At 70.5% G+C, this 26415-nt stretch carries 26 protein-coding genes and 1 riboswitch; of the genes, 13 read left to right on the top strand and 13 right to left on the bottom strand.

Annotated features, from left to right (window positions below):
• Positions 1–51 precede the first annotated feature (51 nt).
• The 5 genes from Apa02nite_RS25405 (at position 52) to Apa02nite_RS25385 (ending at position 6947) form a co-directional block, all read left to right on the top strand.
• A complete protein-coding gene (locus tag Apa02nite_RS25405; RefSeq protein WP_232344178.1) occupies positions 52–978 on the top strand; it encodes a MurR/RpiR family transcriptional regulator in 927 nt (308 codons plus the stop codon).
• Positions 975–1727: a sugar isomerase domain-containing protein gene (locus Apa02nite_RS25400; protein ID WP_203827207.1), complete on the top strand. Its 753-nt coding sequence runs from the start codon at positions 975–977 to the stop codon at positions 1725–1727. The genes Apa02nite_RS25405 and Apa02nite_RS25400 overlap by 4 nt, the downstream gene beginning before the upstream one ends.
• Positions 1728–1824: 97 nt before the next feature.
• Positions 1825–3024 carry a glycoside hydrolase family 16 protein gene (locus Apa02nite_RS25395; RefSeq protein ID WP_203827206.1) on the top strand — a complete coding sequence of 400 codons (1200 nt, stop codon included), beginning with the start codon at positions 1825–1827 and terminating at the stop codon, positions 3022–3024.
• A 129-nt stretch (positions 3025–3153) separates the two neighbouring features.
• Positions 3154–3362, top strand: a riboswitch (cobalamin riboswitch).
• Between the two features lie 133 nt (positions 3363–3495).
• Positions 3496–5952 (top strand): ribonucleoside-diphosphate reductase subunit alpha, encoded by a 2457-nt coding sequence (locus tag Apa02nite_RS25390; RefSeq protein WP_203827205.1) that lies wholly within the window; start codon positions 3496–3498, stop codon positions 5950–5952.
• Positions 5952–6947, top strand: a complete 996-nt coding sequence (locus tag Apa02nite_RS25385) for a ribonucleotide-diphosphate reductase subunit beta (RefSeq protein ID WP_067691584.1) — start codon at positions 5952–5954, stop codon at positions 6945–6947. Before Apa02nite_RS25390 ends, Apa02nite_RS25385 begins: the two co-directional genes overlap by 1 nt.
• A 115-nt stretch (positions 6948–7062) precedes the next feature.
• Here the strand turns inward: Apa02nite_RS25385 and Apa02nite_RS25380 are convergent, their stop codons facing one another.
• The 3 genes from Apa02nite_RS25380 to deoC form a co-directional block, all read right to left on the bottom strand.
• A complete protein-coding gene (locus tag Apa02nite_RS25380) occupies positions 7063–7836 on the bottom strand; it encodes a peptidase (RefSeq protein ID WP_067691587.1) in 774 nt (257 codons plus the stop codon).
• On the bottom strand, positions 7836–9131 hold the full coding sequence (locus tag Apa02nite_RS25375) for a VWA domain-containing protein (protein ID WP_373873052.1): 1296 nt from the start codon (positions 9129–9131) through the stop codon (positions 7836–7838). The genes Apa02nite_RS25380 and Apa02nite_RS25375 overlap by 1 nt, the downstream gene beginning before the upstream one ends.
• Positions 9132–9343: 212 nt before the next feature.
• Positions 9344–10039, bottom strand: coding sequence for a deoxyribose-phosphate aldolase (gene deoC, locus Apa02nite_RS25370; RefSeq protein ID WP_203827204.1), 696 nt, complete (start codon positions 10037–10039; stop codon positions 9344–9346).
• Between the two features lie 70 nt (positions 10040–10109).
• Between deoC and Apa02nite_RS25365 the strand changes: the two genes are divergently transcribed.
• Together Apa02nite_RS25365 and Apa02nite_RS25360 are read left to right on the top strand one after the other, a co-directional pair.
• Positions 10110–10829: a GntR family transcriptional regulator gene (locus Apa02nite_RS25365; RefSeq protein ID WP_067691605.1), complete on the top strand. Its 720-nt coding sequence runs from the start codon at positions 10110–10112 to the stop codon at positions 10827–10829.
• A gap of 130 nt (positions 10830–10959) precedes the next feature.
• Complete coding sequence (locus Apa02nite_RS25360; RefSeq protein WP_203827203.1) at positions 10960–12528, top strand: ATP-binding cassette domain-containing protein; 1569 nt, start codon at positions 10960–10962, stop codon at positions 12526–12528.
• Between the two features lie 164 nt (positions 12529–12692).
• Here Apa02nite_RS25360 and Apa02nite_RS25355 read toward each other — a convergent pair whose 3' ends face one another.
• The 4 genes from Apa02nite_RS25355 to Apa02nite_RS25340 form a co-directional block, all read right to left on the bottom strand.
• A complete protein-coding gene (locus Apa02nite_RS25355; RefSeq protein WP_203827202.1) occupies positions 12693–13313 on the bottom strand; it encodes a hypothetical protein in 621 nt (206 codons plus the stop codon).
• Positions 13313–13837, bottom strand: a complete 525-nt coding sequence (locus Apa02nite_RS25350; RefSeq protein WP_232344179.1) for a SigE family RNA polymerase sigma factor — start codon at positions 13835–13837, stop codon at positions 13313–13315. Before Apa02nite_RS25350 ends, Apa02nite_RS25355 begins: the two co-directional genes overlap by 1 nt.
• A 98-nt stretch (positions 13838–13935) precedes the next feature.
• A complete protein-coding gene (locus Apa02nite_RS25345; protein ID WP_203827200.1) occupies positions 13936–14397 on the bottom strand; it encodes a hypothetical protein in 462 nt (153 codons plus the stop codon).
• 181 nt (positions 14398–14578) lie between these two features.
• Complete coding sequence (locus Apa02nite_RS25340) at positions 14579–14938, bottom strand: DoxX family protein (protein ID WP_203827199.1); 360 nt, start codon at positions 14936–14938, stop codon at positions 14579–14581.
• 120 nt (positions 14939–15058) lie between these two features.
• Between Apa02nite_RS25340 and Apa02nite_RS25335 the strand changes: the two genes are divergently transcribed.
• Positions 15059–15430: a winged helix-turn-helix transcriptional regulator gene (locus Apa02nite_RS25335; RefSeq protein WP_067691627.1), complete on the top strand. Its 372-nt coding sequence runs from the start codon at positions 15059–15061 to the stop codon at positions 15428–15430.
• Here the strand turns inward: Apa02nite_RS25335 and Apa02nite_RS25330 are convergent.
• Positions 15418–17244 carry a sensor histidine kinase gene (locus tag Apa02nite_RS25330; protein WP_203827198.1) on the bottom strand — a complete coding sequence of 609 codons (1827 nt, stop codon included), beginning with the start codon at positions 17242–17244 and terminating at the stop codon, positions 15418–15420. The genes Apa02nite_RS25335 and Apa02nite_RS25330 overlap by 13 nt on opposite strands.
• A complete protein-coding gene (locus Apa02nite_RS25325) occupies positions 17237–17923 on the bottom strand; it encodes a response regulator transcription factor (protein WP_198170835.1) in 687 nt (228 codons plus the stop codon). Before Apa02nite_RS25325 ends, Apa02nite_RS25330 begins: the two co-directional genes overlap by 8 nt.
• A gap of 91 nt (positions 17924–18014) precedes the next feature.
• Here Apa02nite_RS25325 and Apa02nite_RS25320 point away from each other — a divergent pair, with 91 nt between their 5' ends.
• From Apa02nite_RS25320 to Apa02nite_RS25305, 4 genes are all read left to right on the top strand, one after another.
• Positions 18015–18551: a hypothetical protein gene (locus Apa02nite_RS25320; protein ID WP_203827197.1), complete on the top strand. Its 537-nt coding sequence runs from the start codon at positions 18015–18017 to the stop codon at positions 18549–18551.
• A gap of 127 nt (positions 18552–18678) precedes the next feature.
• Positions 18679–19596, top strand: coding sequence for an efflux RND transporter periplasmic adaptor subunit (locus Apa02nite_RS25315; RefSeq protein ID WP_203827196.1), 918 nt, complete (start codon positions 18679–18681; stop codon positions 19594–19596).
• 74 nt (positions 19597–19670) lie between these two features.
• Entirely contained in the window at positions 19671–20351 is a 681-nt protein-coding gene (locus Apa02nite_RS25310; protein ID WP_203827220.1) for an ABC transporter ATP-binding protein, read from the top strand.
• Positions 20329–21516, top strand: a complete 1188-nt coding sequence (locus tag Apa02nite_RS25305) for an ABC transporter permease (protein ID WP_203827195.1) — start codon at positions 20329–20331, stop codon at positions 21514–21516. Before Apa02nite_RS25310 ends, Apa02nite_RS25305 begins: the two co-directional genes overlap by 23 nt.
• 82 nt (positions 21517–21598) lie before the next feature.
• Here Apa02nite_RS25305 and Apa02nite_RS25300 read toward each other — a convergent pair whose 3' ends face one another.
• The 3 genes from Apa02nite_RS25300 to Apa02nite_RS25290 all read right to left on the bottom strand — a co-directional run bounded on the left by Apa02nite_RS25300 (position 21599) and on the right by Apa02nite_RS25290 (position 24066).
• Positions 21599–22849: a hypothetical protein gene (locus tag Apa02nite_RS25300; protein ID WP_203827194.1), complete on the bottom strand. Its 1251-nt coding sequence runs from the start codon at positions 22847–22849 to the stop codon at positions 21599–21601.
• A gap of 69 nt (positions 22850–22918) precedes the next feature.
• Positions 22919–23422 carry a SigE family RNA polymerase sigma factor gene (locus Apa02nite_RS25295; protein WP_067691793.1) on the bottom strand — a complete coding sequence of 168 codons (504 nt, stop codon included), beginning with the start codon at positions 23420–23422 and terminating at the stop codon, positions 22919–22921.
• Between the two features lie 86 nt (positions 23423–23508).
• The gene (locus Apa02nite_RS25290) at positions 23509–24066 is read right to left on the bottom strand and encodes a hypothetical protein (RefSeq protein ID WP_203827193.1); all 558 of its coding nucleotides are present in this window, start codon (positions 24064–24066) and stop codon (positions 23509–23511) included.
• Positions 24067–24158: 92 nt separating this feature from the next.
• Here Apa02nite_RS25290 and Apa02nite_RS25285 point away from each other — a divergent pair, with 92 nt between their 5' ends.
• On the top strand, positions 24159–25328 hold the full coding sequence (locus Apa02nite_RS25285) for a calcium-binding protein (protein WP_203827192.1): 1170 nt from the start codon (positions 24159–24161) through the stop codon (positions 25326–25328).
• Positions 25329–25378: 50 nt separating this feature from the next.
• On the opposite strand, the gene Apa02nite_RS25280 is transcribed toward Apa02nite_RS25285, so the two are convergent.
• Positions 25379–26248 (bottom strand): hypothetical protein, encoded by an 870-nt coding sequence (locus Apa02nite_RS25280; RefSeq protein WP_203827191.1) that lies wholly within the window; start codon positions 26246–26248, stop codon positions 25379–25381.
• Positions 26249–26415 lie beyond the last annotated feature (167 nt).

Here is a 26415-nt window from a genome sequence, read left to right as displayed (position 1 = left end):
AGATGTGAAGACGGTCGTAATTTTCATCGGCAACAGCACTCGATGAAAAGGATGACCGAAGTGACCGGTGAAAGCGGCGGACTGCTGGGACGGTTGCGGATCGAGGGCGCGGGCATGCCCGAGGCGCTGGCGAGGATCGCCGAGACGATTCTCGCCGACCCGGAGACCTCGGCGCACGCCAGCATCGTCGACCTGGCCGAACGGTCCGGGACCTCGACGGCGACGGTCACCCGGTTCAGCCGCACGCTGGGCTTCAAGGGGTACGCGAACCTGCGCGTGGCGATCGCCACCGAGACCGGCCGGGCCGAGCAGGCCCGCTGGGAAACCGACATCAGTGGTGACATCTCGCCCGACGATCCGCTCATCGACGTGCTCGGGGTGGTGACCGCGGCCGACACCCGGGCCATTCAGAGCACCGCGGCCGGCCTGGACGTGGCCGCCGTCGAACGGGTCGCGGCCGCGATCGCCGGCGCCGGCCGGGTGGAGATCTTCGGGCTGGGCAGCAGCGGCACGTCGGCGCGGGAGATGGCGTTCCGGCTGGAGCGGATCCGGGTGCCGGTCTGGCACCGGGTGGACTCGCACACCGCGCTCACCAACGCCGCCCTGCTGCTGCCCGGTGACGTGGCGATCGGGTTGTCGCACTCCGGGCGTACCCGTGAGGTGATCGAGACCCTGGCCGAGGCCGCGGACCACGGCGCGCTCACCGTCGCGGTGACCAGTTTCGGTCGGTCGCCGCTCGCTGAGGTGGCCGACGTGGTGTTCACCACCTCGGTGCAGGAGACCACGTTCCGGCTGGCCGCGCTCTCCGCGCTGCACTCCCAGCTGCTGATCCTGGACCTGATCTACGTGGCGGTCGCCCAGCGCACGTACGAGCGGACCGCCGAAGCGCTGGAGCTGACCGTCCGCGCCGTCGACGCACACCGGCTGCCCGAGAAGATCCCGACCCGCAAGCGTGGGCGTACGAAAGGACAACCGTGACCCTCACCGGCAGTGACTTCCTGGAGCAGGTCCGGGCCGCCGTCGACCGGGTCGGCACCGGCCAGGCCGACGAGAAACGGCGCGCCGCCGAGCTGCTCACCACGACGGTCCGCAACGGCGGAGTGATCCAGGCCTTCGGCTGCGGCCACTCCGAGGCGCTGGCCATGGAGATCGCCGGCCGGGCCGGTGGCCTGGTCCCGACGAACCGGATCGCGCTGCGCGACATCGTGCTCTACGGCGGTGACCCGCTCGAGGCGCTCGCCGACCCGATGGTCGAGCGCGGCACCGAGATCGCCCACCGGCTCTACGACCTGGCGCCGATCAAGCCGGACGACGCGTTCGTGATCGCCTCGAACTCGGGGATCAACGGCGCGGTCGTGGAGATGGCGCTGCTGGTCAAGGAGCGCGGACATCCGCTGGTGGCGATCACGTCGGCGGAGCACTCGGCGGGTGTCGCCACCCGGCACCCGAGCGGGCGCAAGCTCGGCGAGATCGCGGACGTGGTGCTGGACAACGGAGCGCCGTACGGCGACGCCACCCTGCCGCTGCCCGGCGGTGGCGCGGTCGGCGCGCTCTCCTCGATCACCGCGGCGCTGCTGGCCCAGCAGATCGTCACCGAGGTGGTCGCGAACCTGCTCGCGGCGGGGATCACCCCGCCGGTCTACCTGTCCGACAACGTGCCGGGAGGCAAGGAGCACAACGCAGAACTGGAGGCGCGGTACGCCGGGCGCATCCGGCGTACCGCATAGGAAGAGAGCCCGCTGACGCACGCACCAACCTGGCCCCGAAGGTACTCCGTCGGCCAGGTGACCAAAAAATCCCCTCTCCGACAGGAGGAGTCTATCCATGTTCATTGACAAACGTCGATTGGCTGGTCTCGCCGTGGCCGTGCTGGCCGCCTCGGGCATCGTCGCTTTCGGCGCCGGCACCCCTGCGGCCGCCGCCGACTGTGGCTACCTGTTCGACGACTTCCACTACAGCTCGTCCGCGGACGCGTCGCTGACCGGGAACGGCTGGACGCCGCGCAGTTACCAGGGCGGTCCCGGTGTGGCCGGGGCGAACTGGTCGCCCGCGAACATCACGTTCCCGACCACGAACGGTGACAAGGTGGCTCAGCTCACCGCGTACACCGACGGCACCGCGGCGGGCACCGGGCACGCCGAGCTCTACTCGACCCAGAAGCGGTTCCTGGAGGGCACCTACGCCAGCCGGATCAAGTTCACCGACGCGCCGGCCAGCGGGCCGGACGGCGACCACATCAACGAGACGTTCTTCACGATCAGCCCGCTGAACGGTGATCTCGACCCGACCTACAGCGAGCTGGACTTCTCCGAGTACCTGCCGAACGGCGGCTGGGGCGAGACCGGGCCGATCAACTACCAGACGACCTGGTACACGTACCGGAACGAGCCGTGGTTCGCCGACAACCTGCACTCCGAGCAGCGGTCCAGCCTGGACGGCTGGCACGACGTGGTGGCGCAGGTGGCGAACGGTCACGTCGTCTACTTCATCGACGGCGTGCAGGTCGGCGACCACGGCGGGAAGTTCTTCCCGCGGCAGACGATGACCATCAACTGGAACCTGTGGTTCATCGACCTCGCCGCGCACACCGGCGGCAAGAGCACGTACGTCCAGCAGGTCGACTGGGTGCTGTTCGCGAAGAACCAGGTGCTGTCACCGACTCAGGCCAGCTCGCAGGCGGCCGGATATCGGACCGGTGGCACCGGCTTCCTCGACACGGTGGGTTCGTCGGGCACCTGCTCGACCCCGAGCAACCCGACAAGTTCGCCGACCTCGTCGCCGACCTCGTCACCCACGTCGTCACCGACGTCACAGCCGCCGGCCACCGGCTGCTCGAACGCGCCGGAATGGGCATTCGGCAGTGTCTATCTCGGTGGTGCCCTGGTGAAGCACGAGAAGAGCCGGTACGGCGACCCCAGCGGCCCGGCGTCGGGTCAGGGCAAACACCTGTGGAAGGCCAGGTACTGGACGCAGGGCTCGGAGCCCGGCTGGACCGAGCAGTGGCAGGATCTCGGCACCTGCTGACCTGTTGTGAATGAGCCGGCGGGGTGCGCGAGCACCCCGCCGGTAATCCGTTAGAGATCGTTTTCAGCCTTCTCGGGTGACTGATCCGACACACCATGTGGCGTTGCGATCATGGTGCGGCACCCATATATAGTGTCGATCGCAGCTGGTTCGGGATGCCCTCGCGGGTGTGTCGAGGCAACAGGGAACCCGGTGCGAGACCGGGGCTGCCCCGCAGCGGTGAGTGGGAACGAAAGCCGTCAACCAAGCACTGGGCCGTCAGGTCCGGGAAGCGATGGCCGGTAGGCACGAGCAGTGCGCCCACGAGTCCGAAGACCTGCCAGCGCGCCGCACGCACACGTGTGTGGTGGTCGAACGCCGCGCGGGACGGCCGACGCCAAGGGATCTCTGTGCGCGTTTGCGCCCGGAGGGGTCGATGGTGTCTTCCTGCGCGCGGTCGGAGACCGTGTTGACTCGCGAGGGAAGAGGGCTATGACGCTCACGCCGGAGAAGACCACCGTGCCGGGACAGCGCCGGCACGTGATGCAGGTGCGCAAGCGCAACGGTGAGCTGGCTCCCGTCGACGTCAACAAGATCGTTACGGCGGTCGAGCGCTGGATCACCGGCCTCGACGAGGTCGACCCGCTGCGGGTCGCCACCAAGACCATCAGTGGCCTGTACGACGGCGCCACCACCGAGGAACTGGACAAGCTCTCCATCCAGACCGCCGCCGAGCTGATCGGCGAGGAGCCGCAGTACTCCCGGCTGGCCGCCCGGCTGCTGATCGACCTGGTCTCCGAGGAGGTCGGCGAGCAGGGCGTCACCACGTTCAGCGAGTCGATCGCGCTCGGCCACCAGCAGGGCCTGATCAGCGAGAGCACTCTCGAATTTGTCACGAAATTTAAAGACAAATTGGACAATGCGATCGACCTCGGCAACGACCTCCGCTTCGAGTACTTCGGGCTGCGCACGGTGGCCGACCGCTACCTGCTGCGGCACCCGACCAAGCGGGTCCCGATCGAGACACCGCAGTACTGGCTGCTCCGGGTCGCCTGCGGCCTGTCGCAGACCGTCGACGAGGCGATCGGCTTCTACCGGCTGATGTCGTCGCTGGCGTACCTGCCCAGCTCGCCGACCCTGTTCAACTCGGGCACCACGCACACCCAGATGTCGTCGTGCTTCCTGGTCGACTCGCCCAAGGACGAGCTGGACTCGATCTACGAGCGGTACCACCAGGTCGCGAAGCTGTCGAAGTTCTCCGGCGGGATCGGGATCGCCTGGTCGCGGGTCCGGGGCCGGGGCGCGCTGATCCGCGGCACGAACGGCAAGTCGAACGGGATCGTGCCGTTCCTGAAGACCCTCGACGCGGGTGTGGCTGCGGTCAACCAGGGTGGCCGGCGCAAGGGCGCGGCCTGTGTCTACCTGGAGCCGTGGCACCCGGACGTGGAGGAGTTCCTGGAGCTGCGGGACAACACCGGTGAGGAGTCCCGGCGTACCCACAACCTGAACCTGGCCAACTGGATCCCGGACGAGTTCATGCGCCGGGTCGAGGCCGACGGTGACTGGTCGCTGATCGACCCGTCCGACGCCCCCGAGCTGCCGGACCTCTTCGGTGACGAGTTCACCGAGGCGTACCGGAACGCGGAGAAGAAGGCCGTCAAGACGGTCAAGGCCCGCGACCTGTACGGCCGGATGATGCGCACCCTCGCGCAGACCGGCAACGGCTGGATGACGTTCAAGGACCGCTCGAACGCGCTGTCGAACCAGACCGGCGCGCCGGGCAACACCATCCACCTGTCGAACCTGTGCACCGAGATCCTCGAGGTGAACTCGGACGCCGAGACCGCGGTCTGCAACCTCGGCTCGATCAACCTGGGCGGGCACACCACCGCCGACGGCGTGGACTGGGAGAAGCTGCGCGCGACGGTGCGTACCGCGGTGACGTTCCTGGACCGGGTCATCGACATCAACTACTACCCGTCCGACCAGGCGGCGGCGTCGAACCCGCGCTGGCGCCCGGTCGGCCTCGGGCTGATGGGCCTGCAGGACGCGTTCTTCACGCTGCGGCTGCCGTTCGACTCGGCCGAGGCCAAGGAGCTGTCCACCCGGGTGCAGGAGGAGATCTTCCTGACCGCGCTGGAGGCGTCGGCGACGCTTGCCGAGCAGTTCGGCGCGCACCCGTCGTACCCGGAGACCCGCGCGGCCAAGGGTGACCTGCACCCCGAGCTGTGGGGCGCCCCGATGGTCCAGACCGCGCGCTGGGCGTCGGTCAAGGAGCGGATCGCGGCGCACGGCCTGCGCAACTCGCTGCTGATCGCGATCGCGCCGACCGCCACGATCGCGTCGATCGCCGGCTGCTACGAGTGCATCGAGCCGCAGGTCAGCAACCTGTTCAAGCGCGAGACCATGTCCGGCGAGTTCCTCCAGGTCAACACGTACCTGGTCCGGGAGCTGAAGGCCCGCGGCCTGTGGACCGCGGAGATCCGGGACGCGATCAAGCGGGCCGAGGGTTCGGTCCAGGAGATCACCGAGCTGCCGGCCGACGTCCGGGAGATTTTCCGTACGGCGTGGGAGCTCCCGCAGAAGGCCCTGATCGACCTGGCCGCCGCCCGTGCGCCGTTCATCGACCAGTCCCAGTCGCTGAACCTGTTCCTGAGCGCGCCGACCATCGGCAAGCTCTCCTCGATGTACCTCTACGCGTGGAAGTCGGGGCTGAAGACCTCGTACTACCTGCGCTCGCGCCCGGCCACGCGCATCCAGCAGGCCACCACCACCGCCGCCGTCACCAAGGCCCCGGTCGTGGTCGTCCCGGCGCAGACCACCACCCTGGTGGCGAACCCGTCCGGCGCCGGCCAGGTCGCCACCCTCAGCCTGAACCTGCTCGGAGACACGGACGGTGTGCTCGCCGCGTCCCTCGAGAACCCCGACATCTGTGAGGCATGCCAGTAATGCTGCTCGACCCTGGAATGGACCTGACCCTCCGGCCGATGAAGTACCCGCACTTCTTCGACCGGTACAAGGACGCCATCAAGAACACCTGGACGGTCGAGGAGGTCGACCTCCACTCCGACCTGGCCGACCTGGCCAAGCTCAGCCCGGCCGAGCAGCACCTGGTGTCCCGGCTGGTCGCGTTCTTCGCCACCGGCGACACCATCGTGGCGAACAACCTGGTGCTGAACCTCTACCAGCACATCAACTCCCCGGAGGGCCGGCTCTACCTGTCCCGGCAGCTCTTCGAGGAGGCCGTGCACGTCCAGTTCTATCTGAACCTGCTGGACACGTACGTGCCCGACCTCGACGAGCGGGCGGCCGCGTTCTCCGCCGTCGACAACATCCCGTCGATCGCCCGCAAGGCCGAGTTCTGTTTCAAGTGGATCGACTCGGTCTTCGAGCTGCGTGAGCTGAAGACGAAGGCGGACCGGCGGGCGTTCCTGCTCAACGTGATCTGCTTCGCGGCGTGCATCGAGGGCCTGTTCTTCTACGGCGCGTTCGCGTACGTCTACTTCCTGCGCTCCCGCGGCGTCCTGCAGGGTCTCGCGTCCGGCACCAACTGGGTGTTCCGCGACGAGAGCATGCACATGGCGTTCGCCTTCGACGTCGTCGACCAGGTGCGGGGCGAGGAGCCCGACCTGTTCGACGCGGAGATGGAGCAGCAGGTCCGGGACATGCTCGCCGACGCGGTCGAGTGTGAGGTGCAGTTCGCCGCCGACCTGCTCGAGCAGGGCGTCAGCGGGATGTCCCTGGGCGACATGCGCGAATACCTGCAGCACGTCGCGGACCGGCGGCTCGCGGCGCTGGGGATCGCGCCGATCTACGGCTCCAAGAACCCGTTCGCGTTCATGGAGCTGCAGGACGTACAGGAACTGTCGAACTTCTTCGAACGGCGCGTCTCGGCCTACCAGGTAGGCGTGAGCGGCAGCGTCACCTTCGACGACGACTTCTGATCCTCGAGTGTGTGAAGTTCGGGCGCACAGCGCACCCGAACTTCACACACTCATCGGTTTTCCGCTTGGTGTGGGGAGTTCGGGTGCGGAGCGCACCCGAACTCCCCACAACCGTTCAGGCCCGGCGGCGGCGCCGGGTCAGCGAGAAGCCGAACAGCCCGGTGAGCGCGGCGATGATGCCGCCACCGGCGGTCCAGAACCAGCGGCCGGAGAAGTCCGGCAGCCAGTCCGCGCTGAAGCTGCTCTTCTCCGCGTCCGGGTCCGCCGAGGCGGACGGCGCGGGCGCGGTGAGCACCGCGCCCGGCTGGTTGTTCGGCACCAGCGGCGCGGCCAGTTCGCCCTGGTCGGCGTCGAGGTCACCGTCCGGCGTGCCGAGGGTCAGGCCGACCTTGAGCGGCAGGCCCAGATCCTTCTCCGGCGTCTGCGTGCTGGACAGCCGCACGTAGTAGGTGCCCGGCAGCGGGTCACCGTCCTGCGGCTCGGCCCAGGACCGGACCTGACGCAGCCGGCAGCCGAGCGTGACCTGCGCGGCGTCCTTCGTGGCCACCGGGCTCTGCTCACCGGCCACACAGGCCTGCCGGCGGCGCAGTCCGTCGAAGACCTCGATGATCCACGATTCGTCGCCGGTCCGGCCGTCCGGCAGGTTGACCGTCGCGGTGGCCTCCGGGCGCTGCCCGGCGGACGCGTTGAACTGCCAGTACAGGTAGTCGCCGGTGACCGCGCCGACCTGCACGGGCTGGTTCGCGGTGATCGACACCGCGGTCAGGAACGAGGTGCCGGCGGTGTTCACCGCGGGCGCCGGGGACGGGTCGTCGGCGAACGCCGGTGCCGGGACGGCCATGATGCCGACGATCGCGGCACCGGTCACGGCGAGGTGCTTGATCCGCATCAGTTCTCCCTCCAGGTGGCCACCCAGTAACGGGTCACCCAACCGGCCAGGATGCCGGCGAGCAGGCCGGCGATCGCCAGGACCAGCAGGAACAGGAAGCCACGGCCGAGGCCGGGAGCGTCCGGGGCGTGCGACGCGTCGACCAGGTCGATGCTCAGCTCGACCGGCATGCCGGGTGCGGTCGCGGCGGTGGCCGCCACGGCGGCGAACGAGTTGCTGACGATCAGGCAGACGTCGGTCGAGGTGTCGTCGACCGCGTCGGCGGCCGCATCGTCGTCGGCGGCTTCGGCCGAGGCCTTGGCGTCCGCCTTCTGCTCGTCGGCGGACCAGCGCAGGCCGGCCGACAGCACGTCGGTGCGCCCGGCGCCGGCGTCAACCCCGCGGACCAGCTCACGGCCGTCCGGGGTCGAGGCTTTCAGGAGTACGCCGTAGTCCGGGTTGACCGCCCGGTCCAGCCCGATGCTGACCGAGGCACGCAGTTCCTGGTCGGGTTGCACGGCGACCCGGTAGAAGCGGTGCTCGCTGAGCTTCTCCCGGTCGGTGTAGACGCCCGGGGCGAGCAGCGGAGCGTTCGTGCAGTCCGCGGTGCCGGTGACCACGGCCGGCTGCACCGGCGGCGGGAGCGCGGCCCGGTCGACGAGTTGCTGGACCCGGTCGGTCAGCTCCTCTTCGCTCTTCGCCGCGGCGTACGTGCCGCCGGTCGCGGTGGAGATGCAGACCAGCTGCTTGCGGGTCTTCTCGTCCGGGGTCAGGCCGAGCGTGTCGATCACCAGGTGGGTGCCCTGCGCGGCCAGTTCCCGGGCGACCTCGCACGGGTCCGGCGGGGTGCAGGTGTCCTCGCCGTCGGTGATCAGGACGATCCGCCGTACCGAGCCGGTGTCGCCGAGGTCGTCGGCGGCCTTGCGCAGCGCCAGCCCGATCGGCGTGTAGCCGGTCGGCTTCAGCGTGGCGATCGCGTTCTTCGCCTGCGTCCGGTTGACCGGCCCGACCGGGGTGATCTGCTGGGTGTCCTTGCAGGCGACCCTCTTGTTGTTGCCGGAGTAGGTCGCGCCGAGGACGCGGATGCCGAGCTGGGTGGTCTCCGGCAGCGCGTCGACGACCTTGTTGAAGGCGCGCTTGGCCACCGCGATCCGGGTCTCGCCGGCGATGTCGGCGGCTTTCATCGAGCCGCTGACGTCGAGGACCAACTCGACACGGGGTGGTTCGGAGGGCTCGGTCTCGTCGGCGAAGGCCGGGGCGGCGGCGCCGAGCAGGGTGGCAGCGCTGATCAATCCAGTCGCCACCACTATGGACAGACTTTTATGGATCACGCGCCAAGATCATAAAGGTAAGGAACATTCACGATCGTGGGAGGGGTTCCCGGTTCGTCCGTGCCCTTGTGGGGCCCGGAGTCACCGGGCTGCGACCGGATTCCGGCGCTCGTGGCGCGCCTTCCAGCCGGCACTCCCGCCCGCGGCGCATTTCCCGCCGCCGGGTCAGTGTCTTGGCGACCTTGCGCCGCCGCGATTCAGGCACGGCGGGCGTACGAGGTCACCTGCCGCCGCGCCAGATCGTCGAGGATCTCGGCGGTGGCCGACGAGCCGAAGCGGGTCACCCCGACCGCGGCCATCGCCAGCAGGGTGTCCAGGCTGCGGATCCCGCCGGACGCCTTGACCTGCACCTTCGCCGATACGGCGGAGCGCATCAGGGCCAGGTCGTCGATCGTCGCGCCCTTCGGAGCGAACCCGGTCGAGGTCTTCACGAACGCCGCGCCGGCCCGCTCGGCCGCCCAGCACGCCGCCAGCTTCTCCTCGTCGGTGAGGTACGCCGTCTCCAGGATCACCTTGACGTGTGCCTCGCCGGCCACCCGCACGATCTCCTTGATCTCGGTCTCCACCGCGGCGATGTCACCCGAGCGCAGCCAGCCGATATTGATCACCATGTCGATCTCGGCCGCGCCGCGCTCGACGGCCTGCTCGGTCTCGGCGACCTTGACCTCGGTGCTGGTGTCACCGTGCGGGAAGCCGATCACGGTGCCGACCTTCACCTCGGTGCCGCGCAGCAGCTCCACGGCGAGGGGTACATCGGACGGTCGGACGCACACCGAGGCGACCTGGTATTTCGCCGCGACGGCACAGCCCACGCGGACATCCTCGAGGGTGAACTGCGGCTGCAGGATGGAGTGGTCGATCATGCGGGCGATCTGCGACACCGTGAAGTCCATGGAACGGGAACGTACCTGTCTAGACAGCCACCTGTCTAGACAGGTTGTCGGTATCGGTATGGTGTCCCCCATGTCCGCCGGACCAGACTTCGCCCCGCTCTACTTCCGTATCGAGCAGGAGCTCCGAGCGCGGATCGCGCAGGCCCGGCCCCACGACCCGCTGCCCTCCGAACCGGAGCTGGCACGCGAGTTCGGGGTCAGCCGGATGACCGCGCGCGCCGCGGTCACCCAGTTGGTGAACGACGGGCTGGCCTACCGCGCGCCCGGTCGTGGCACGTTCGTCGCCGTACCCACCGGTCCGCGCCGTGCCGACAACCTGATTCGGCTCAGCGAGGAGATCCGCAAGCAGGGCAAGGTCCCGACATCGAGGGTGGTCAGCGCCGAGCTGCGGCCGGCCACCGTTATCGAGGCGACCCGGCTGCGGCAGCGGGCCGGCGAGGTGGTCGCGATCTACCGGGTCCGGCAGGCCGACGGCGACCCGTTCGCCTTCGAGCACGCCTGTTACCCCGGGGTGCTCAACGAGCTGCTCGACTTCGACCTGTCCGGATCGGTGCACGAGGCACTCGTCACGCTCGGGCGGATACCGACGCGGGGCACCTCGACGATCACCGCGCAGCCGGCGAACGAGGAGGACGCCAAGGAGCTAGGCGTCGAGGTCGGCACCGCGCTGCTGGTCGAGGAACGCCTGATCCTGGACCAGGAGGGGCGGCCGCTCGAGCTGAGCGAGTCCCGCTACAACGGCACGAAGTACCGCCTCGACGTGGCATTCGGCGTCGAACCGCACCAGTAATCCGGGTATTCTCGGACGCGTGTCGTACCAGTTCTACCTCTGAGCTGACCCAAGTCGGCCTGCCGCGCCCCGCGCCGCAGGTGACTCGCCGCTGTCAACCCACCGCCCTCTGCTCAGAGGAAGAAACGGCATGCCCGTCACCAGCACCCTGCCCGCGCGCGCCCGCGCCCAGCTCGTCGCCACCGGGATCCGCGCCGATCGCGCCCGGATGTCCGATTTAGATCTCACCGTCTCGCCCGGTTCCCGCTGGGGGATCATCGGCGAGAACGGCCGCGGCAAGACCACTCTGCTGCGCATCCTCGGCGGCTCGTTGCCACCGGATGCCGGTTCGGTCCAGGTCGTCGGCACTCTCGGCATGGCCGACCAAGAGCTTTGGTACGAACCGGAGCACACCGTCGGCACCCTCGTCGACGTCGCACTCGCGTCGGCCCGCGCCGCGCTGTTCGCCCTCGACGAGAGCACCCGAGCCCTCGCCGACGGCCGGCCCGGCGCCGCCGAGACCTACGCGCGGGCCCTCGACGCGGCCGAACTGCTCGACGCCTGGGACGCCGACCGCCGCGTCGACCTCGCCCTGACCGGCCTCAGCGCGGTCACCGACCGGGACCGCCGGCTGGCCACCCTCTCGGTCGGGCAGCGCTACCGCGTCCGGCTGGCCTGCCTGCTCGGTGCGGCCCACGACTTCCTGCTGCTGGACGAGCCGACGAACCACCTCGACGCGGCCGGACTCGACTTCCTCACCGCGAACCTGCGCTCCCACCCGGGCGGCGTGGTGCTGGTCAGCCACGACCGGGCGCTGCTCGGCGACGTGGCCACCACGATTCTGGACCTCGACCCGACCGTCGACGGCCGGCCCGCGGTCCACGGCGGCGGCTTCGCCGGATACCGGGCTGCCCGGGCGGCGGCACTGGCCCGCTGGGAACAACTCCACGAGCAGCAGGTGCTCGAGGCGACACGGCTCGCCGATGCGCTGACCGGGGCCCAGGACCGGCTGGTCACCGGGTGGCGGCCGGACAAGGGGACCGGCCGGCACAAGCGCGCGACCCGGGCGGCGGGGCTGGTCCGCTCGGTGCACCGCCGGCAGGACGAGCTGCGGGACCACGCGGTGACCGCGCCGGTGCCACCGGAGCGGTTCACCATGCCCGAGCTGCCGGCTCGGCCCGGGGTCACGCTGCTGGCCGCGGATCGGATCCGGGTCGGCGAGCGGCTGCCCGGACCGGTGTCACTGACGCTGGAATCCGGCTCGCGGCTGGTGGTCACCGGTGCGAACGGCGCGGGGAAGTCGACGCTGCTCGCCGTGCTCGCGGGCCGGCTCATGCCGACGTCGGGGGTGGTCACGGCGGCTGATTCCGTACGCATAGGTCTGCTGGCGCAAGAATCGGCGGACCCGGCGGCGCGCCGCATCGACCGCGCCCCCGGCAATCTCGCGTTCGGTTTGTTGTCCGCGGCCGATCTCGGCCGTCCGGTCCGCGAGTTGTCCACCGGCCGGCGGCGACGGCTGGACCTGGCGGCGCTGCTGGCCGCCGAACCGCACATCCTGCTCCTCGACGAACCCACCAACCACCTGTCGATCACCCTGGTCGACGAGCTCACCGATGCCCTGCTGCACACCCCGGCCGCGGTGGTGGTCGCCACCCACGACCGCCAACTCCGCAACGACCTCGCCGCCTGGCCCGAGCTCCCCCTCCACCCCAGCGTGTGAAGTTACGGCGCGCTCCGCACCAAAAGTCCCCACGCAGTGCTCGCAACGACCGTGTGTGTGAAGTTGGGGTGCGGAGCGCGCCGAAAGTCCCCACGCAGCGCTCGCAACGACCGTGTGTGAAGTTGGGGTGCGGAGCGCGCCCCAACTTCACACACGACGAGGGGTTAGTCGGTGGTGCAGAAGCCGGTGCTGGGTGGGATGCCCATGTCGCTGCAAGTGACGGAGCTGCCTTCGCCCTTGTTGGTCCACTTGCCGGTGGTGGGGCTGTACTTGAAGAACATCACGCCGTCGCCCTGCTGCTCGACGGTCGGTGCGATCAGGGCGGACGTCGCCCAGTTCTGCTTGCACTTGATCGAGGAGGAGTCGAGCTTCCAGCCGTTGTCCAGGCCGGCCACCTTGGTCAGGGTGGACGTGCGGACCGGGCACCCGTTCGCGGCGTGGGCCGGGGTGTGTGACGTCGAGGTCGACGACGACGGTGGTGTGCTCGGCGGGTGTGACGCCGGGCGCGACGCGGGGACCGAGGGCGAGAGCGACGGCGACGGCGAGGCGGCCGGGGCCGGTGGGAGCGTGGCGGTCGGCAGCGGGGCGGAACCCTGCTGCTGGGCGAGCGCGATCGGCACCGCGATCGCCAGCACCGCGACGGCCGCCGCGGAGGTCGTCATGATCGCCCGGCGGCGGCCGAGGCGGCGGGAACCGGTCAGGGTGCGCTGGTAGAGGTCGGTGCTGCCGCCGTGCTCGGCCAGGTCGGACATGGTCGCGCGCAGGCGGCTCAGGTCGTCGCCCATCAGGCTGCCTCCTCCTTCGCCGCGGAGCTGATCAGGTCAGGGGCGATGACGCGCAGACGGGCCAGCGCCTTGCTGGTCTGACTCTTGATCGTGCCGATCGAGCATGACAGCAGCGTCGCGGCTTCGGCCTCGGAACAGTCCTCGAAATAGCGCAGCACCAGAACGGCCCGCTGCTTGCGGGTCAGCTGGGCCAGCGCCTGGTGCAGGGCGACCTGCAGATCGACCCGGTCGCTGTGGTCGCCGTCCGGGTGCGCGGCGTCGTTCAGCTCGCCGGGCAGCGACTCGGCCACCCGGCGGCGACGCCACATGCTGATGTGCAGGTGGTACATCGCCGTCCGGGTGTACGCCTCGAAATGTCCGTCGTCCGCGAGCCGGCGCAGCGCCCGATGGGTGCGCGACAACGCGTCCTGCACCAGATCCTCGGCCAGGTGCCGGTCACCGGTCAGCAGGAAACCGGTACGCAGCAGCGCCTGTGTCCGGGACCTGACGAACTCGCAGAAGTCGGCCTCTACCGCATCGTTCACGCCGACTGCTACCTCTACCCCCTGCGCTGACACCCCGTATCGGGCGGACCGCGGGGACTCTAGCGGAGGGTGTCCAGTGGTCACCGCGGTCGTCATGATCAGGCGTTGGTGCAGAGGTCGCTGCTCGCGGGCATGCCCCACTCGCTGCAGAGGAGGGAGCTGCCCTCACCCTTCTTCGTCCACTTGCCGTCGCGGTGCTGGAAGACCATCACGCCGTCGCCCTGCTGCTCCGGCGTCGGTGCGGTCAGGCCGGCCGTCGCCCAGTTCTGGTCGCACTTGATCGTGCCGGAGTTGATCTTCCAGCCCTTGTCCAGGCCGGACGCCTTCTGCAGGGTGGAGGCGGTGACCGGGCAGCCGTCTTTGTCGGCCGCCGGGGAAGCAGCGGGCGTGGTCTTCGTCGTCTTCGTCGGGGCCGCAGTCTTCGAAACCCCGGTGGTGCTGGTGGCGGGGGTGGTGTTGGTGGTGCCCGCGGCGATCGGGTCCTGGTTGTCGCAGGCCGAGAGCGCGAAGACGGCGGCACCGGCGAGCACACCGAAAACGAGAGAGTTACGGACGCGCATGGGAAAGCTCCTCATCGAAACGTGCAAGTGAGTGATGGCTGGGCGCCGGCCGGAACCGGTGTGCCGGCGCCCGGATCGTCGTCGCACCCGTCGGCCAGGCGGGTCGAATCGACGATCACACTCGGGTACATGCTCGTGCGGCTGATGAGGTTGCCGTCGTACCAGAAGATTTTTGGGTTTTTCAGAAGGACCAGAGCCAGGCGGTGATCGCGGCGGCCAGGAGCAGGCCGATGTTCAGTCCGATCACCTTGGTCTCGCCCCGGGAGACGTGCGTGACGATGCCGCCGACCTGGATCAGGACCAGGCCGATCGCGGCGGCGAGGGCGAGAGCCGGCACGATGCCGGTCAGCGGCGGGAGGATCAGGCCGACGGCGCCGAGGACCTCCAGGGCGCCGATCGCCCGGACCAGCGGCATCGGAACCTGATCGACCCAGGCCATCATCGGCCGCAGCTTGTCCTGGCTCTGCACCACCTTGATGCCGCCGCTGTAGACGTAGAACAGCGCGAGCAATCCGGCCAGGATCCAGTACGCGATCTCCATGTGCGCCCCCTCGAACGTCGACGACCAGGAGAGTTACCGGTCGTAAGTGACCACATCATGAGTCACTATCGAGGGGCTTACAAAAGGCACATCCGTGTGCCTCAGGCACAGGGAGCTGTCATGTCGGAGTACGAGCACGTCTGCATGATCCGTGGCGACGGCGGGCGCACGCTGCGAGCGATCCTCGATCAGATCTGCAACAAGTGGACACTCCTGATCGTGGCCACCCTCGATCAGGGCACGCTGCGCTTCACCGACCTGGTCCAGCAGGTCCCGGGCATCTCGCAGCGGATGCTCACCCTGACCCTGCGCAACCTGGAACGCGACGGGCTCGTCGACCGCACGGTGTACGCCCAGGTCCCGCCGCGGGTGGAGTACGCGCTGACCCCGGTCGGCAAGAGCCTGATCACGCCGGCGCTGGCCCTCGCGGGCTGGGCCATCGAGCACGTCCCGCACATCGAGGCGAGCCGGGAGGCGTATCAGTCCCGCTGATCGAGCGGCAGGTGGACGGTGAACGTGGCGCCCTCGCCGGGGGTGCTGCTCACCGACGCGGAACCACCGTGCGCCTCGGCGAGTTTGCGGACGATGGAGAGGCCCAGGCCGCTGCCACCGGTCTGCCGGCTGCGGGACTTCTCGGCCCGCCAGAACCGCTCGAAGACCAGCGCCTGCTGATCGAGGGGCAGCCCGGGGCCGGTGTCGCGTACGTCGATGCGGAGCAGGCCGTCCGCCGTACCGGAAAGGATGTTGACGTGGCCGCCGGCCGGCGTGTGCCGGATCGCGTTGGTGATCAGGTTGCCGACCGCCTGCCGCAACCGGATCGGATCCGCGGTGATCAATGTCGGCGGCGCGGCGACCGTGAGGGTGACGCCGGCCCGGTCCGCGGCCGACGCGAACGCCTCGGTGATCGCCGGCAGCAGCTCGGCCATCTCCACCAGCTGCGGGTGCAGGCGCAGTTCGCCGGCGTCCGCCGCGGAGAGGTCCTGCAGGTCGTCGATCACGTGCTGGAGCAGCAGTGCCTCCTCGAGCAGCGAGAACATCAGCTCGCGGTCGAGCGGCACCACCCCGTCCGCGGCGGCCTCCAGCCAGCCGCGGATGTTCGTCACCGGCGTACGCATCTCGTGCGCGATGTCGCCGACCATCGTCTTCCGCAACTGCTCGACGTGCCTGCGGCGCTCGGCCATGTCGTTGAAGGCCGCCGCCAGCCGGCCGATCTCGTCGCGTCCGGTGACCTTGACCGAGGCGCTCGCGTCGCCGTCGCGCATCCGGCCGGCCGCCGCGGTCAGCGCACGCAGTGGGCGGATCAGTCGCACCCCGACCAGCGTGGTCACCCCGATCGCGGCGAGCAGCACCAGCCCGGTGACCGTGAAGATCCGGCGCTGGTTGGCCGGGGACAGGTCGAGCGTGCTGGTCGCGGCGGTGCCGGGAGTGGTCACGAAGACCAGCGCGGCCGGGGCGACATAACTCGCCAGCTGCTCGCGGCGCCCGGCGGTCAGGCAGTCGGCGACCGGCTGGTTCCGGCGCTCGCCGGTACGCGCCGACTCCGGGTCGGCCCAGGTCCAGGTGTTCGCCAGGCCGATGGTGACGGCCGGGATGTCCTGCCGGGCCAGGCACGCGTTGACCAGCTTGCCGAGGCGGGTGAGCGCCTTGCGTTCGGTCGCGGTCGGCGCGGCCAGGTCGGCGCGCCCCTCGGCGCAGGTGATGGTGTCGGCGCTGAGGTCCGTGCCGGCCGCCTCGATCCGGGGCCGGCCGTTCGGCTCGTCGACGATCTCGACGTTGTGGATCATGACTCGGTCCTGGCCGTCCGGGGCCGGCGCCGGGGCGATCGGTGGGTCGCGCAGGCAGCTCTGCACCCGGGTGGCGATCGTGTGCAGCAGGGACTTCTCGGCCGCGGTGAGCCGGAACGGGCCGAGGGCGCGCGGGTCGATCGGATCGTCGGCGGCGACGGCGAGGGGGTCGACGGTGGCGAGGGCCTGGTCGGGGAGCGCGCCGGCCGCCTCGGGTTCGGGCAGTGCGCCTGCGGAGTCGGCGATCGGCTCGCGGGCCCGGCCGGTCAGCGCGATCCGGTGCCCGGTCTCCGCGGCCAGCTTCGTGACCAGCGGGCCGACACCGGACCAGTCCGGGTGGCCGGCCGCGTAGCCGAGCAGCGCGTCGTAGACCTTCGCCTCGTCGGTCAGCGCCTGGCCGCGTTCCTGCTGGATGGCCCGGGTGGTGGTGCGGACCGCGAGCCACGCGGTGGCGCCGATGGAGAGCAGCGAGACCACGGCGGAGAGGGCGAGCAGCCGGACCAGCAGGCTGGTTCTAACCATCGGCGATCTTGTATCCCACGCCGTAGACGGTCAGCAACCGGCTCGGGTGACGGGGATCCGGCTCGATCTTGCGGCGCAGGTTCATCACGTGCACGTCGACGGTGCGGGTGGTGACGTACGAGTCGAAGCCGTGCAGGTGCCGCAGCAGCATCTCCCGGCTGAACACCCGGCCGGGCTCGGCGGCCATCGTCCGCAGCAGGTGGAACTCGCCAGGTGTGCAGGTCACCGGCTGGCCGTCGGCGCGCACCTCGTGGCGTACCGGGTCGACGTGCAGGTTGCCGACCCGCAGCACCGGGTCCGGGGCGTGCGGCGCGGGCCGGGTCCGGCGCAGCAGCGTGCGCACCCGGGCGGCCAGCTCCCGCGGGCTGTAGGGCTTGGTCAGGTAGTCGTCCGCGCCCAGGTCCAGCCCGAGCAGCAGGTCGTCCTCGGTGGTCCGTGCGGTGAGCATCAGCACCGGCAGCGCGGAGTCACGGCGCAGGATCCGGCACACGTCGAGGCCGTCCACCCGGGGCATCATCACGTCCAGCACCAGCAGATCGGGCGGGTTCTGCCGGATCTGCTCCAGCGCCGCCCGGCCGTCGCCGACCACGATCACGGCGTGGCCCTCGTGCTCCAGATACCGCTGGACGAGCTCGGCCTGCTTCGGGTCGTCCTCGGCGACCAGCACATATGCGCACACGGCGGGGAGTCTAGGCGTGCTTTCGACCTTGGAACGGGAGCACTACCGGATCACAACAGGATCCTGACAAGCTCTGGCCAGGGTCCTCGGCATGCCTAAGCTCTTCTATCTCAGCGCGGTGCTGTTCCTGGGCGCCTGCAGCTCCCCGGCACCCTCCGCTCCGGACGTCGCGACCCTGGCCAGCACCGCTCCGGTGGTGTCAAAAACGGACACTGCGCCGAAGCGTCCGCAGCTGCGACTGGACACCAGCGACGAGGAGAGCGACCGGCTCTGGACCATTTATGACGACTGCCTGGTGGCGCACGGCGTGAAGGCCAACCCGGTGGATCAGCCCGGTCCGGCCGGCCCGGGGCGGCGGCTCGACCAGAGCGGGGAGCCGAAGTCGGCGTACACCGCCTGCCAGATCAAGCTGCCGCTGCAGCCGCCGGAGCTGGACGCCGACCTCAACCCGAACTTCGCCGCGCAGTGGAACGACAACGTCAAATGTCTGCGCGCGCACGGTCTCAAGGTGCACGTGACCAATCCGGGCGAGTGGACCTACGACTCGTCGGACGTGCCGATCCCGGACAACCAGAGCGAGATCCAGGACGACTGCCTGCGTGAGGCGTTCGGCCATGCCTCCTCTTAAGTGGACGGTCGCTGTCTGCGCCGTGGCCCTGCTCGGTGCGGGCGCGACGTTTGCGTTCCACCACCACCGTCCGGCGCCTGACGCGCCGCGTCCCGACCCCAAGATCAACACCACTGAGGTACGAACAATGGATCTCATCGACGAACGCACCGTCAGCGGCACACTCGGCTTCGGCCCGGCCCGCGTGGTCAAGGGCGCCGGCGACGGGGTGCTCACCACGCTGCCCGCGGTCGGCACGAAGGTCCGGCGCGGGACGGCGCTCTACCGTGTCGACGACAAGCCGGTGACCGTTTTTTACGGGGCCACCCCGCTCTTTCGTACGGTGGACAAAATCGGCCTGCACGGCAGGGACGTCCTGGAGATCCGCCGCAACCTGTCCGCCCTCGGCTACTCCTCGCGGTCGACGGACCGCGACGTCTCGGACGATTCCCTGCTCGATGCGATCGAGCGCTGGGAACGGGACCGCGACCACGTGCCGAGCGGCGCGCAGCGGGCGACCCTGAGTGACCTCCCCGGGCCGAGTCTCACTCCGGGTGAGGTCGTGGTGCTCGCCGGACCGGGCCGGGTCAGCGACGTCACCGCGCAGGCCGGTGATCCGGTCGCCGGGCCGCTGCTGTCGATCACATCGACCGCGGCGGTGGTCTCGGTGCCGATGAGCCCGGCCGACGCCGCGACGGTCCACTCCGGAATGGCGGTGACCGTGATCGCCCCGGACGGCGCCTCGTCACCCGCGAAGATCACCGCGGTCGGCCGGGCCGTCACCGAGGGCGATGAGTCGGCGAAGCTGTCCGTCACGGTCACCCCGGACAAACCCCTTTCCGCGTACGACGCGGCGCCGGTACAGGTGCGGATCACCACGCTCAGCCGCAAGGGGGTGCTGGCCGTGCCGGTCGGTGCCCTGGTCGCGCTCGCCGAGGGCGGATACGCCGTGCAGCGGACCGACGGTTCGCTGGTCGCCGCCACCACTGGGTCCTTCGCCGGCGGGATGGTGCAGGTCAGTGGCCCGGGCATCACCGACGGCCTGCCGGTGGTGACCACGTCGTGACGCCCTCGGTCTCGCCGCCGTCCACATCGGTCTCGCCCGCTCCGGTCTCGAAGGCTCCGGTCTCGCCGGTTCCGGTGCTGTTGATCCGGGATGTCAGCCGGGTCTATCCGGGTGGGGTGATCGCGCTGGACCGGGTCTCGCTGAGCCTGGCGCCGGGTGAGCTGGCCGCGATCGTCGGGCCGTCCGGTTCCGGGAAGTCCACCCTGCTGCACGTGATGGGCACCCTCGACCTGCCCACCAGCGGCACGGTGGAGGTCGAGGGGCGGGACGTCACCACGCTCTCCGACCGCCGGCTCGCCGAGGTGCGCGGCCGCCGGATCGGTTTCGTCTTCCAGCAGTTCCATTTGATCGACGGGCTGAGCGCGGCCGAGAACGTGGCCACCGGGCTGCTGCACGCCGGGGTGCCGGTCCGTCGCCGACGGGCGCTGGCCGAGGAGGCGCTGGACCGGGTCGGGCTGAGCCACCGCCGCGAACACCGGCCGCACCAACTCTCCGGCGGCGAGAAGCAGCGGGTCGCGATCGCCCGTGCGGTGGCCGGCGCCCCCGCGCTGGTGCTGGCCGACGAGCCGACGGGTGCGCTGGACTCGGCGACGGGGGAGGCCGTGCTGGGCCTGCTGACCAGGCTGAACGCGGAAGGGGCAACGATCGCGGTGATCACCCACGACCGTGACGTGGCAGCCCGCCTGCCCCGCCGGATCACCATCCGGGACGGCCGGATCGTGGAGGACGTTGATGGCTCCCATGCACCCCGGTGACCTGTGGCGGCTCGGGGTGGTCGGGTTGCGGACCCGGAAGCTGCGGGCTGTGCTCTCCGCGCTGGGCATCGCGATCGGTATCGCCACCATGGTCGTGGTGGCCGGGATCCCGGCGTCCGGGCGGCAGGCGGTCGCCGATCGGCTCGCCGCGCTCGGCAGCAACCTGCTGCGGGTGCAGCCGCAGAGCACCGGGGACAAGACCGTGCCGCTGCCTCTCGAGTCGGTGGCGATGGCCGCCCGGATCGGGCCGGTCACCCAGGTCAGCGCGGTCGCCAACGTGCACTCGGTGGTGCGCCGGTCGGACCTGATCGATCCGTATGACGGGTCCGGCCTGACCGTGCTGGCCAGTCGTACCGACCTGCTGGCCGCGGTGAACGGGCGGATGCGCTCGGGCAGTTTCCTCACCGCGGCCGGCTCGCGGTTCCCGACCGTGGTGCTGGGGGCCGAGGCGGCCGCCCGGCTCGGCTACGACCGGTTGCCGGCCGACGGGCCCGCGCCGCAGCTCAGCATCGGCAACCGCTGGTTCAGCGTGACCGGTGTCCTGGCGTCGGTGCCGCTCGCCCCGGACCTGGACCAGTCGGTGCTCGTCGGCTGGGACGCGGCCGGCGCGCTGCTCGGGTTCGACGGCCACCCGACGGTGATCTACGTTCGCTGCCGGGAAGCCGCCCTGGAACAGGTCCGGGCGGTGCTGCCGGCCACGGTCAGCCCGCAACTGCCGGGGCTGGTCCGGGTGAGCCGGCCGTCCGACGCGCTGGCCGCGAAACGGACCGCGGACAGCGCCTTCAGCGCGCTGCTGCTCGGCCTGGCCGGGGTGTCGCTGCTGGTCGGCGGCGTCGGAGTGGCCAACACGATGGTGATCTCGGTGCTCGAACGGCGCCGCGAGATCGGGCTGCGCCGGGCGCTGGGCGCCCCTCGGGGGCAGATCCGGCTGCAGTTCCTGACCGAGTCGATCATCCTGTCCGCGCTGGGTGGCGGGGCCGGGACGGTGCTCGGGGTGGCCGCCACCCTCGGGTACGCGAGCTGGCAGGGCTGGCCGCCGGTGGTGCCGGTCTGGGCCGCGGCCGCCGGTCTGAGCGGGGCGCTGCTGGTCGGGGTGGTGGCCGGCGTCTACCCGGCGATGCGGGCGGCCCGGCTCACCCCGACCGAGGCACTCAGCGCCTCGTGACGGCGCATCGCGAAGGGGCCGGCCCGGCGCCGAACCGGCCCCCTCCCCCGTTACTGGCAGCGCGCCTTGATCGCGGTCCGCTCTATGCGCAGCGCCAGACGACTGCCTTGATCACGTCGCTCTCGTCGTCGGACTGGCCACTGATCACCCGGCCGTCGTCGCTGAGCGTCTTGGGGATCTCGTGCAGCTGGCCCGCCGGACGGTCGGCGATCCCCGGTAGCGTCACCGGGGCGCCGCCGGCGAGCAGCACGGCCCGACCCTTGCTGCCGACACCGACCTGCCAGCCCTGCGCGTTCACCCCGTCCGCGTACATGTCGAGGCCCGCCTGCTGGGCGACCGTCCCGGTCCGCAGGTTCCAGAGGACCGCCTGGCCGTCGCCGGGCGCCGCCTGGCCACGCTTGGCCAGGGGCTCGTTCGCCATCCCGGTCGCCCAGCCGCCGCGAACCTGGAAGACCCGAGCCTCGATCTTCTTCCCGGTGCCCAGGTCGGGGATCTTCAGCGCGTGGTGGGTGCCGTCCGCGAGCCACACGTACGGCGTGGCGTTGTCGATCGTGCCGACCACCGTGCCGTCCTCGTCGATGTCGCGCGCGGTGGCCGTTTTCGCCCCGGCCGGCAGTGGCAGCCGGATCGCTTTCGCCGTCACCGACGTCCAGAGCAGCGCGTGGGTGTCGTCGTCGCCGACGATCGCGCCGGCGTCGTTGATCGCGTACGCCGAGCCGGCCTTCACCCCGGCCAGCGGGTACACCTTGCCGTTCTTGAAGGCGTAGGGGAGCGCCGCGTTCCCGTGATAGCTCCAGCCCACCGCGGTGCCCGTGGTGTTGACGTCGGTCAGCTGCTCCTCGGAGTCACCGGGCAGCGGCACCGTCGTGGCCTTGCCGTCGTGCCAGAGGACCGCCTGGTACCCGCCGCCCTTCGGGTAGGACCGACCGACGAAATAGGTCCCGTTCGGGTCGGCCCCGCCGATCAGGGCCTGCGGCGCGCCGCCAGGGAGGGGCAGCTGCTCCACCGTGCAACTGGTCGGCGCGGTCGCGGCCGGCGCGGTCCAGCCGGGTGTGCCGGGGATCGTGTAGGCGGGTTTCGGTTTCGGCTTGGCCGACGCGGAGGTGCTCGCCTTCGGGCCGGCGGTACTGCTGGGCGGGCTCCGGTGGAACATCCCGCCGGCCACCGAGACGCCGGCGACCGCGACCACGGTCAGGGCGGCGGCACCGGAGTAGGCGGCGCTCCGGCGCACCTTCCGGCGGCGCGCGTTGAGGATCGCCCGCTGGACATCCACGGTGGAGGGCGCGCCGGGCTCAGTGTCGAGAGGGCGCAGAAGATCGAAATCGGACGGCATGACTGCTCCTCGATCGCATCGGTTCTGGTGGGCTGAGCTCGGCGGCAAGGGGTTCCGCCCGGCCGGGCTTCAGCTGGTGGCGGCCAGTTCGCGCTCGCCGAGCAGGCGTCGCAGCGTGGCTAGCCCGCGAGAGGTGTGACTCTTGACCGTGCCGGTGGAACAGCCGAGCGACGCGGCGACGTCGTCGACCGACAGGTCGTAGAAGAACCGGAGCACCAGCACGGCCTGCTGCCGGCGTGGCAGCCGGAGCAGCGCCGCCCGGACCACCTGGCGTTCCTCGACACCGCCGTGCTCCACCGGTGGCGGCTCCGGTGCCTGCCGGAACAGCCGGACCCGGGCCCACGCCAGCCGGCGCTCGTCGACATAGGTACGGACCAGCATGGTGCGCACGTACGCGTCGAGGTTGCTGGCGGCACTCGCCCGCCGCCACTTCACATACAGCGTGGTGATGGTCTGCTGAACGAGGTCGTCGGCGCGGTGCTCGTCGCCGGCGAGCAGGTACGCGAGCCGGCGCAGCGCGGGTATTCGCGCTGTCACGTACTCGATGTACTCCGCATCGGTGCCATCGCTCATGGTGTCACCCTTCCGTCGGGTCATCACACCTCAGACGGGACCGGGCGATCGTCCGGTTGTCATCCCGCCGCCCCGATTCTCCGGCTTCAGCCCCGCCGGGCGACAAGCAGCGAGGTGAGCCACAGGGTGACGGCTGCCGGGAGGCCGACCACCGCGCGCACCAGGGCGGCGTCCGCGTCGTACGCGAAGAAGATCGCGCCCACCGCGGCGACCGCGACCAGCAGGGCACCGGTGAGCCAATAGGTACGGACGTCGAAGACCCGGGCCAGCGGGAGGAAGTGCAACCCCACCACGAAGCAGACCGCGGCCGGGATCAGGCCGGGGTGACCCGCCTTCGTCAAACCGAACACCGCGACCAGGATGAGCACCGTCTGACCGAGGTTGACCAGGCCGAACACCGTCCGCGAACTCGCCGAGACCCGGCGGGTGGTGCCGCGGGCCGCTGACCGGGCGGCCAGTCGCAGCCCGGTGACCGCCACCGCGGCGGTGACCGCCACGCCCAGCACCGCCAGTCCGATCGTGGCCGCTGTGGACGGCGCGGCGGTGGCCGCGAGGACGACCCAGGCCAGGCTGAAGACGGTCATCACGATCACCCCTTGGGCGATGCCGTCACGAGTGTCCACAGTGTGCGTCCCGGCTGACATAGCGGCACCCTATCTCGGCGGGCCGTAACCGTACCGTCCTATGATGTCGCCACCGCGCGGCATAGAGACCGCCGGATCCCTGGGGAGGATCCATGGCACGCATCATCCGGCCGGCGCTCGCCGGTCTGGCACTACTCACCACGACCTGTGCCGTCGGCCTGCTGGCCGGCCCGGCGCAAGCCGCCGCGACCGGTGTCGCCTCCGTCTACGGGGGCACGAAGGTGCAGTACAAGGCGGCGACCGGCAAGCAGAACAAACTCGTGATCACCCGGCTCGGGAACACCGTCACGATCGACGACGTGGTCGCGGTCAAGGCGGGCAAGGGCTGCAAGAAGGTCAACTCGTCGAAGGTCCGCTGCACCACCGGGAAGGCGCCGACCCGGGTCCGCGTCTACACCTACGACCGCAACGACTCGATCGTCAACAACACCGACGTACGGATGAGCGCGGACAGCGGCACCGGCAACGACCGGGTCTACGGCGGATCGCGCGGCGACTACATCCTCGGTGGCATGGGGACCGACAAGCTCTACGGCCAGGGTGGCAACGATAACCTCGACGGCTCCGAAGGCAACGACCTCGTCCACGGCGGTGACGGCGACGACGTCGTGATGGACGCGGGGAGCAAGTACTCCGGGAACGACATCCTGCACGGTGACAGCGGCGGCGACACGATCTGGGGCGAAGCCGGCAACGACCAGCTCTATGGCGACGGCGGGTCCGACATCCTCTTCGGCGGACCGGGCCGGGACCGCCTCGACGGCGGATACGGCGAGGACACGCTCCAGGGCGACGACTGCTACATGGGCAGCGCGATCGGGCCGTGTGTGGCGGCGGACGTCCTGTTGGGCGGTCCCGGCATCGACGCCGTGGACTACAGCACCAGCGACGCGCCGCTCACCGTCGACCTGGACGGTGCGAGCCGCGACGACGGGCAGTCCGGCGAGCACGACACCGTCGGCGCCGACGTCGAGAACCTCTACGGCGGTTCGAAGAGCGACCGGCTCACCGGCAACAACGCCGCCAACAACATCGCGGGCGGCCGGGGCGGTAACGACACCATCCACGGCGGGTCCGGCGACGACCGCCTGGAGGGCGGGACCGGCCGCGACAAGCTGTACGGCGACGCCGGCGACGACGTCCTGCAGGGTGCCGACGAGGGCGCCAACGCGGCCGACCGGCTCGACGGCGGTGCCAACGGCGCCGGCGGCGACCAGTGCCTCGCGAAGAAGCTGGACGTCAAGGTCAACTGCGAACGCTGACCACGAATCGGTCGCCGCTCCTCACGGGCGGCGACCGTAAGCGGCCCGCCCTAGCGGGTGGGCTTGCCCGGGAAGCGCGTGCTGACCGCCCTGCGGTGTCCGGCCCGCGGGGTGGCAGCCGTCTCCGGTGCTGGCTTGTCCTGTGCCGGCTTCGACTCGCCGCGGTACCGCCGGGCGTCCTCGGCCACCGACTCGTCGGCGTCGTTCTCCAGCTCCTGCCGGATGTGCTCCGGAACGACCGAGGAGGTGGCCATCGAGCGCCGCACGTCCACCGACCGGTCGTCGAGCAGGTCCTGAAGATCCTCCTCGGCCAGCTCCAGTGCCCGCACCAGCACCGCGCGCACGTCGGGCGAGGAGTCCTGCGCCAGCTGATGCCGTTGTTCGGCGCTGGTCCACCGATTGACCGCAAGACCTTTTCGTACGCGTACGGTCCGGTCCTGCAGCAGCGCCACGATGACGTCCGGATCCGTGGTGTGGCTGGCCAGCCGCTCCCGGACCTCGGGAGAGGCATCCTTGATCAGGAGCGCCGCCAGGTCGGGCTCGAGCAGGGTCATCTCGGCGGCCAGGCCACGGAGTTCCTTATCCTGAGCGTTCGCCATGACGTGGCGGATCCGGGCGTCCACCGACGGGTTGGCCGCGACCGCCCAGCGCACCCACCGGTCCGCGTCACCGAGCAGGCGCAGCAGGTTCCCCTGCGAGGAGGCGGGGTTCTTCGCGACCACTTCCCGCACGTTCCGGTCCCGGTCGCGTGCGAGCGGCCGCAGCGCCTCGGCCGGAGCGTCCGGCCGCGCGGCGACAGCCGCCCGAACCAGAGCCGAGGGGTCGGAGGCAAGCTCAAAAAGCGTCGTCGGAGCGGTCTTCTGATCCTTGGCGAGGGAGACCCGCGTATCGATGCTGCCGGTCACACGCTGATTTCCCATGCCCAAATCCTCTCATGACCCGCACCCACCTCCCTCATCCGCGGCTGACGGCGGGGCAGGCCGGGGTCAGCTGACCGCGGGGGACCGCGTGGATGGCACAGGCGCGGCCCCGCTCGGCGCGCGTCAGCGCGGGGCCGACGCACAAGCGCAGGCCGGGCCGTCACCGG

The organism is Actinoplanes palleronii (assembly GCF_016862315.1).
GTDB lineage: Bacteria > Actinomycetota > Actinomycetes > Mycobacteriales > Micromonosporaceae > Actinoplanes > Actinoplanes palleronii.
The sequence above is the reverse complement of the archived record's forward strand: the minus strand, read 5'-3'. Positions and strand labels throughout refer to the sequence as shown.

Excerpts from the sequence above, each read along its gene's own strand:
- Apa02nite_RS25405 (WP_232344178.1), top strand. The coding sequence starts at position 52 with ATGACCGAAGTGACCGGTGAAAGCGGCGGACTGCTGGGACGGTTGCGG.
- Apa02nite_RS25395 (WP_203827206.1), top strand. The coding sequence starts at position 1,825 with ATGTTCATTGACAAACGTCGATTGGCTGGTCTCGCCGTGGCCGTGCTG.
- Apa02nite_RS25390 (WP_203827205.1), top strand. The coding sequence starts at position 3,496 with ATGACGCTCACGCCGGAGAAGACCACCGTGCCGGGACAGCGCCGGCAC.
- Apa02nite_RS25385 (WP_067691584.1), top strand. The coding sequence starts at position 5,952 with ATGCTGCTCGACCCTGGAATGGACCTGACCCTCCGGCCGATGAAGTAC.
- Apa02nite_RS25380 (WP_067691587.1), bottom strand. The coding sequence starts at position 7,836 with ATGCGGATCAAGCACCTCGCCGTGACCGGTGCCGCGATCGTCGGCATC.
- deoC (WP_203827204.1), bottom strand. The coding sequence starts at position 10,039 with ATGGACTTCACGGTGTCGCAGATCGCCCGCATGATCGACCACTCCATC.
- Apa02nite_RS25365 (WP_067691605.1), top strand. The coding sequence starts at position 10,110 with ATGTCCGCCGGACCAGACTTCGCCCCGCTCTACTTCCGTATCGAGCAG.
- Apa02nite_RS25360 (WP_203827203.1), top strand. The coding sequence starts at position 10,960 with ATGCCCGTCACCAGCACCCTGCCCGCGCGCGCCCGCGCCCAGCTCGTC.
- Apa02nite_RS25355 (WP_203827202.1), bottom strand. The coding sequence starts at position 13,313 with ATGGGCGACGACCTGAGCCGCCTGCGCGCGACCATGTCCGACCTGGCC.
- Apa02nite_RS25345 (WP_203827200.1), bottom strand. The coding sequence starts at position 14,397 with ATGCGCGTCCGTAACTCTCTCGTTTTCGGTGTGCTCGCCGGTGCCGCC.
- Apa02nite_RS25340 (WP_203827199.1), bottom strand. The coding sequence starts at position 14,938 with ATGGAGATCGCGTACTGGATCCTGGCCGGATTGCTCGCGCTGTTCTAC.
- Apa02nite_RS25335 (WP_067691627.1), top strand. The coding sequence starts at position 15,059 with ATGTCGGAGTACGAGCACGTCTGCATGATCCGTGGCGACGGCGGGCGC.
- Apa02nite_RS25330 (WP_203827198.1), bottom strand. The coding sequence starts at position 17,244 with ATGGTTAGAACCAGCCTGCTGGTCCGGCTGCTCGCCCTCTCCGCCGTG.
- Apa02nite_RS25320 (WP_203827197.1), top strand. The coding sequence starts at position 18,015 with ATGCCTAAGCTCTTCTATCTCAGCGCGGTGCTGTTCCTGGGCGCCTGC.
- Apa02nite_RS25315 (WP_203827196.1), top strand. The coding sequence starts at position 18,679 with ATGGATCTCATCGACGAACGCACCGTCAGCGGCACACTCGGCTTCGGC.
- Apa02nite_RS25305 (WP_203827195.1), top strand. The coding sequence starts at position 20,329 with ATGGCTCCCATGCACCCCGGTGACCTGTGGCGGCTCGGGGTGGTCGGG.
- Apa02nite_RS25300 (WP_203827194.1), bottom strand. The coding sequence starts at position 22,849 with ATGCCGTCCGATTTCGATCTTCTGCGCCCTCTCGACACTGAGCCCGGC.
- Apa02nite_RS25295 (WP_067691793.1), bottom strand. The coding sequence starts at position 23,422 with ATGAGCGATGGCACCGATGCGGAGTACATCGAGTACGTGACAGCGCGA.
- Apa02nite_RS25290 (WP_203827193.1), bottom strand. The coding sequence starts at position 24,066 with ATGTCAGCCGGGACGCACACTGTGGACACTCGTGACGGCATCGCCCAA.
- Apa02nite_RS25285 (WP_203827192.1), top strand. The coding sequence starts at position 24,159 with ATGGCACGCATCATCCGGCCGGCGCTCGCCGGTCTGGCACTACTCACC.
- Apa02nite_RS25280 (WP_203827191.1), bottom strand. The coding sequence starts at position 26,248 with ATGGGAAATCAGCGTGTGACCGGCAGCATCGATACGCGGGTCTCCCTC.